The 4549-nt window shown below is 42.7% G+C and carries 5 protein-coding genes and 1 pseudogene; 3 read left to right on the top strand and 3 right to left on the bottom strand.

Annotated features, from left to right (window positions below; translation table 11 throughout):
• The coding region (locus PX636_RS15755) for an RNA-guided endonuclease InsQ/TnpB family protein (RefSeq protein ID WP_288117767.1) at positions 1-543 on the top strand (543 nt) is incomplete at its 5' end.
• 19 nt (positions 544-562) lie between these two features.
• Positions 563-916: pseudogene (locus PX636_RS15750) on the top strand (M48 family metalloprotease); the annotation flags it as partial.
• Here PX636_RS15750 and PX636_RS15745 read toward each other — a convergent pair.
• The gene (locus PX636_RS15745) at positions 917-1759 is read right to left on the bottom strand and encodes an alpha/beta fold hydrolase (protein ID WP_002798344.1); all 843 of its coding nucleotides are present in this window, start codon (positions 1757-1759) and stop codon (positions 917-919) included.
• Positions 1760-1817: 58 nt separating this feature from the next.
• On the opposite strand from PX636_RS15745, the gene PX636_RS15740 reads away from it, so the two are divergent.
• Positions 1818-2711, top strand: a complete 894-nt coding sequence (locus PX636_RS15740) for an alpha/beta fold hydrolase (protein ID WP_002798343.1) — start codon at positions 1818-1820, stop codon at positions 2709-2711.
• A 236-nt stretch (positions 2712-2947) separates the two neighbouring features.
• Here the strand turns inward: PX636_RS15740 and aroH are convergent, their stop codons facing one another.
• Both aroH and sppA read right to left on the bottom strand, forming a co-directional pair.
• Positions 2948-3349: a chorismate mutase gene (aroH, locus tag PX636_RS15735; protein ID WP_002798342.1), complete on the bottom strand. Its 402-nt coding sequence runs from the start codon at positions 3347-3349 to the stop codon at positions 2948-2950.
• 68 nt (positions 3350-3417) lie between these two features.
• The gene (sppA, locus tag PX636_RS15730) at positions 3418-4239 is read right to left on the bottom strand and encodes a signal peptide peptidase SppA (RefSeq protein ID WP_002759971.1); all 822 of its coding nucleotides are present in this window, start codon (positions 4237-4239) and stop codon (positions 3418-3420) included.
• Between the last annotated feature and the right edge of the window lie 310 nt (positions 4240-4549).

The following is a 4549-nucleotide window of genomic DNA, read 5'->3' as shown; positions in this document are numbered from 1 at the left end:
CTTCATCTTAAAGTGTCAAGACAACGTAAAGACAAAGCAATTAAAGACGCTTTGGCGTTAGTCCAGTCTAATGATCTGGTAGTCTATGAAGCTTTAAAGGTAAGAAACTTAGTCAAAAATCGTAAGCTGTCTAAGTCGATTTCTGATGCTTCTTGGTATCAATTCACTGAATGGTTGAATTATTTTGCCAAGATTTATCGGATTGTTTGTGTTGCTGTTCCTCCCCATTTCACTAGCCAAGATTGTTCAGTTTGTGGGACGAGAGTGCAAAAAACATTAAGCACTAGAACTCATCAATGTCCTAACTGTAAAACAGTCTTAGATAGGGATCATAATGCAGCAATAAATATTCTTAAAAAAGGGTTACAATACTTGGGAAATTATCTCAACGGTACTGTTGGGCAAACAGAAACCGACCCAAACGCCTTGGGAGAGTCCGGCCTCTGGATTCTTAATGGAGACATTGAGAATCTAAGCTGTCTCGTTGAACAAGGAATTTCCGATAGTGATAGGTCAAGAATCCCCCGTCACAGCGTAGCTTGACGGTGGGAGTATGTCAAGCAATACTGCCCTCGCCCAAGGACTTCTCAGCGCGGCGGGATTAGACACAAAAACTTGGGTACAATTGGCAGTCAATCTCGCCTATAATCTGCCCAATAGTCGCAAGGATGAATTAGAAGCGGACCGACTGGGTTTAAACAATCTAGCTGAGGCTGGTTATGCAGCCAAGGCGATGATCTCCTTGATGGGAAAATTACCACAACAGGGGGGTTCTACCCCGACAATTCTCAGCACCCATCCGGCTACAAGTGATCGCATTTTGGCACTACAAAAACAGCTTAATTCGGTTAATAACAAGCAGAATCAAGGTTTAGACGAGGATTATTACCAATTGCAGATTCGTTCTCTCCGCTAATCAGACAATTTCCTGAACAGATAAAAACTCGGCCACCGCTTGATTAAAACTTTCAGGTTCCCCTAAAAATGCCCAATGATTACCCGGTATCTTTTTAATCTCTAGAGAAGTTAAATACTTTTTATAAGATTGAATTTGCCAAGCAGTGCGATTTAATCCCTGTTGGGGAAGGATTAATAAACTGGGAATATCTAAAGTTTTAGTTAATCCGGCAAACCCCATGACATCCTCAAAAATTTCCCCGCGTGCCGATAAAGTGAATTTACCGCTCCAACTGCCATCAGCTTTTTGTTCGATGGCATTTTTAAACACCTCTTGCTGTAGATTTGACCAACCTTTATATTGTTTTAATTGACGAGCGATCGCCTCTATGCTCTGATAACTATCAAAGGAGCGAGTAATCTTTAAAAAGGGCAAAACTTGATAGAGAATTGGAAAAGTTATCCTAATCCAACTAGGCATTTTATCGATAAAAAAGGGATCGACTAAAATTAAACTCTTAAATACTTCCGGCTGTTGAGTTGCCCAAATTGCCGCTATTTTAGCACTCCAAGAATGACCTAAAATATGTGCTTGCGTCCAACCTAAATGATTAATTAAAGCCCTTAAATCGCCGATATAATCCTGAAAGTGATAACCGGTTGCCGGTTTACCGCTTTCCCCATGTCCCCGCAAATCTGGGGCAATAACTTGATAATTTGAGCTTAAATAATCGCCCAAACTTGACCAAACCAAAGCATGATCCGCCATGCCGTGCAATAATAATAGAGGCATACCTCGATCGCTCCATTGTAAATAGGAAATTTCCATCGAGTTATTGGTAAAAGTCTGGCGTTGTGGCATAAATTCTCGACTGATTTTTACTCTATAATTTACCTATCACTTAATAAAACTTCATACAATGGCACTACAATCTCCGATCACTGGGACTAGCTTAGAGCAATTGTCTTGGACATGGCAAGGTCACACCATCCCCTACACTGTGCGGGGAGAAGGACAACCCCTAGTATTAATTCACGGTTTTGGGGCATCTATCGGTCATTGGCGCAAAAATATCCCCGTTTTAGCGGAAAATGGCTATCAAGTCTATGCCCTAGATCTTTTGGGATTTGGGGGTACAGATAAGCCCGCTTTAGATTATAGTCTCGACCTTTGGCTGCGGCAAATACAAGACTTTTGGCGAGAAAAAATGGCAAAACCGGCGGTATTTATCGGTAATTCCATCGGGGGACTGATTACCTTAATGCTGATGGCAGAATCTCCCGAAATCACTGCCGGAGGAGTAATTATTAACTGTGCCGGAGGATTAAACCATCGTCCCGAAGAATTAAATTTGCCGCTGCGTTTAATCATGGCTGCCTTTACCGGTTTAGTTAGTTCTCCCGTGACAGGAAAGTTTATTTTTGAACAGGTAAGGCAGAAAAATCGCATCCGGAAGACCTTAAAACAGGTTTATCGGGATCATACCGCGATTACCGAGGAATTAGTCGAAATTCTCTATCAACCCTCCTGTGATGCGGGTGCGTGGGGAGTGTTTGCATCGGTGTTGACAGCACCCCCCGGACCATCGACCCAGGAATTATTACCGCAAATCGATCGCCCTTTATTGGTACTCTGGGGAGAGGATGACCCTTGGACACCGATCGCCGGTTCGGTAATTTACCAAGAAAGAGCTAAAATGGGAAATAATACCCAATTTTATCCGATTGCCAAAGCCGGTCACTGTCCCCACGATGAACATCCCGAAAAAGTTAATCAATTAATTTTGAGTTGGCTGTCGGAAATGGGGATTTAGTCAGTTAAAAAAGTTGGGGTTGATAAGCAATCCTTCATCGATCTGCCTCGCGATTCAGTTTTGAGGTTATGAGTTTATTAAGTGAGATTATTCACTGATAACTGTTTACTGATAACTGATAACTGATAATTTTTCTCGGCCCCAAAGGTAAATTTAATGATTTTTGCGGCCAGTTTTTCCCTGAGTGAGAAATCGATAAACTTAATAGAAAATGCGGGAACAGGTTATCGAAGATTTTAGCGATTAATAGTTACTGGAGAAATCTGCCAATCGGGGCGAAGATTTTTCGCCCCTTGCAGATAGACGTGCTGCATTTCGCTTGGCAGTTTGGGAGTATTAACGTGGAGAATTACCCGAATACACTTTTCCAGACTACCAGCGACGTGCATCTGTTGCACATCGAGGAGGGGGACATTTTGCCAATGGGGACGTTCGCGAGCGATAGCAGCGGGGAAAATCGCGTCTAAATCCTGAGTTGCCGTAAAGATAATACTAACAATATCATCGGGATCGAGACTATTGTGGATTTCGATCGCTTCGAGGAGTTCTGTTACTGCTTCTCGTATAGCTTCAATAGTATTAGCTGTTACTGTTGTTGCTCCCCGAATGGCTCGAATCTTCCACTGCACGATTGTCATCCTCCGCTAATCCTGATGAGTCAATTTTAGGGGTTAACGCGCCCTTTTTCTCGACTTTAATCTGGCCATCAGGGTCGGTATAACCACAATAGTTGTCCGTTAACTTCCAATTCAAATTCTAGACGCTGTAGGGTTTTTTGTAATCCTGGGGGTATTGGGGAACGATTGCCCGTCAGACGACTGAGGAGGGGTTTCGGTTCTTCGATAGTCTGACATTTAGTTTTATCTGGGGGTAATCCTGCCAATTCTAGCGCCCAAAGTCGGGCATCTTCCTCGGTTCCCAAGCGATCAACCACTCCTAATTCTAAAGCCTGTTGACCAGTAAAAATGCGCCCATCGGCAAAACTTTTCACTTGATTGACATCTAAATTTCTAGCTCCGGCGACGGTTTGCAGAAATTGCTGATAACTGGTATCGATCATATCCTGGAGAATTCTTTCTTCTTCATCAGTTAATTCTCGATCGAAGGAGAGAATATCTTTATAAGGGCCAGATTTAATCACTTTAAACGAAACTCCCACCTTATCCAACAATCTTTCCAGATTGTTCCCTCTCAGGATAACACCGATCGAGCCAGTAATCGTGCCGGGGTTAGCCATAATATAATTGGCCCCCATACCGATATAAACGCCGCCAGAGGCGGAAATATTGCCAAAACTAGCGATTATTTTCGTGTTTTTTTGTAACCGCTTCAATGCTTCATAAATTTCTTGGGAATCCCCCACGGTTCCCCCGGGGGAGTCAATTCGGAGAAGTAGGGCGGGATATTGCCTTTCTTTGACGATTTCTAGGGCTTTTAAGACCCTTTTGCGGGTATCGGAGGCAATTGCACCTGTAATTTCTATTCGAGCGATTTGTTTGTGGGTTTTCGGTTTAAAAGGCCAGACCATCAGGGTTAAATATCTCTAAAAAAAGGACTCTTTCTAATCTAACGCTTTGATCGTTCCAGGTTAAGCAGACATTATATTTCAGAATTTCAGGCTAAAATGTCTGGTTAGGTGTACAATAGCACTAAGTGGCCAGAGTGAAGGTAGGCGAGGTGAGCATTTGGTCAAGAGAGCGGGGAATAGGAAGTGGGAAGTAGGGAGCGGGTTTTTCAAGTTCGATTGGAAGTTAATCATACTATTAAAAACAGATTGGGTATTAGAGTTTTTTTCTTACTTTGTAATCAAGAAAATGGTCTAAATTTTGGCGTTGCTG

Source organism: Microcystis sp. M53598_WE2 (assembly GCF_030067735.1).
Classification (GTDB): domain Bacteria; phylum Cyanobacteriota; class Cyanobacteriia; order Cyanobacteriales; family Microcystaceae; genus Microcystis; species Microcystis aeruginosa.
The sequence above is the reverse complement of the archived record's forward strand: the minus strand, read 5'-3'. Positions and strand labels throughout refer to the sequence as shown.

What these genes read in the sequence shown, in the direction of transcription:
- aroH (WP_002798342.1), bottom strand. Translation starts at nt 3,349, where the DNA reads ATGACAATCGTGCAGTGGAAGATTCGAGCCATTCGGGGAGCAACAACA.
- PX636_RS15740 (WP_002798343.1), top strand. Translation starts at nt 1,818, where the DNA reads ATGGCACTACAATCTCCGATCACTGGGACTAGCTTAGAGCAATTGTCT.
- PX636_RS15745 (WP_002798344.1), bottom strand. Translation starts at nt 1,759, where the DNA reads ATGCCACAACGCCAGACTTTTACCAATAACTCGATGGAAATTTCCTAT.
- sppA (WP_002759971.1), bottom strand. Translation starts at nt 4,239, where the DNA reads ATGGTCTGGCCTTTTAAACCGAAAACCCACAAACAAATCGCTCGAATA.